Origin of the sequence: Mesorhizobium sp. M7A.F.Ca.US.005.03.1.1, from assembly GCF_003997975.1 — a bacterium.
GTDB lineage: Bacteria > Pseudomonadota > Alphaproteobacteria > Rhizobiales > Rhizobiaceae > Mesorhizobium > Mesorhizobium ciceri.
Genome location: NZ_RZRO01000211.1, coordinates 1 through 1,441 on the forward strand (window position 1 = coordinate 1; position 1,441 = coordinate 1,441).

Genomic DNA, 1,441 nt, shown 5'->3' on the forward strand with positions numbered 1-1,441 from the left:
AGTCGCCGGTCTGGGCGTTGTAGCCGAAGGTCGCGCCCTTGTTCTCAAGGATCTTGCCGGCAACGATCGATGCTTCCGCACCGGCGTTGGCCGCGATCTGGCGGGCCGGAGCCTGCAGCGCACGACGAACGATGTTGATGCCAGCGGCCTGGTCGGCATTGACGCCGGTGGCCTTGATGTTGGCCGAAGCGCGCAGCAGCGCGACGCCGCCACCAGCAACGATGCCTTCTTCGACGGCCGCGCGGGTCGCGTTGAGGGCGTCATCGACGCGGTCCTTCTTTTCCTTGACTTCGACTTCCGTCGCACCGCCGACGCGGATCACCGCAACGCCGCCCGCGAGCTTCGCGAGACGTTCCTGCAGCTTCTCCTTGTCGTAGTCCGAAGTGGTCTCTTCGATCTGCTGCTTGATCTGGGCAACGCGGCCCTGGATCTCCGCCTTCTTGCCGGCGCCGTCGACGATGGTGGTGTTCTCCTTGGAGATCGACACCTTCTTGGCGCGGCCGAGCATGTTGAGGCCGACGTTCTCGAGCTTGATGCCGAGGTCTTCCGAGATGACCTGGCCACCGGTGAGGATGGCGATGTCTTCCAGCATGGCCTTGCGGCGATCGCCGAAGCCCGGCGCCTTGACGGCGGCGATCTTCAGGCCGCCACGCAGCTTATTGACGACCAGCGTGGCCAGAGCCTCGCCTTCGACGTCTTCCGAGATGATGAGCAGCGGCTTCGAGGTCTGCACGACGGCTTCGAGAACCGGCAGCATGGCCTGGAGGTTGGACAGCTTCTTCTCGTGCAGGAGGATGTAGACGTCCTCGAGCTCGGCAACCATCTTGTCGGCGTTGGTGACGAAGTAGGGCGAGAGATAGCCGCGGTCGAACTGCATGCCTTCGACGACTTCGAGTTCGGTCTCGGCGGTCTTGGCTTCTTCAACCGTGATGACGCCTTCGTTGCCGACCTTCTGCATCGCTTCCGCGATCATCTTGCCGACCGACTCGTCGCCATTGGCCGAGATCGTGCCGACCTGGGCAACTTCCTCGGAGGTCTTGATCTTCTTGGCAGCCTTGCCGAGCGCCGAGACGACTTCGGTCACGGCCAGATCGATGCCGCGCTTCAGGTCCATCGGGTTCATGCCGGCGGCAACGGCCTTGTGGCCTTCCTGGACGATCGACTGCGCCAGAACGGTCGCGGTCGTGGTGCCGTCGCCGGCGATGTCGTTGGTCTTCGAAGCAACTTCGCGGACCATCTGCGCGCCCATGTTCTCGAACTTGTCTTCAAGCTCGATTTCCTTGGCGACGGTGACGCCGTCCTTGGTGATGCGCGGGGCGCCGAACGACTTGTCGATGACGACGTTGCGGCCCTTGGGGCCGAGCGTGACCTTCACCGCGTCGGCGAGGATGTTGACGCCGCGCAGCATGCGCTCGCGGGCATCACGGGAGAATTTTACGTC

Annotated in this window: 1 protein-coding gene; it reads right to left on the reverse strand. The window is 63.6% G+C overall.

Translation table 11 applies throughout. From position 1 onward, the window contains the following. A partial coding sequence (groL, locus tag EN990_RS35200; RefSeq protein ID WP_245469245.1) for a chaperonin GroEL occupies positions 1-1,441 on the reverse strand: 1,441 nt, incomplete at both ends.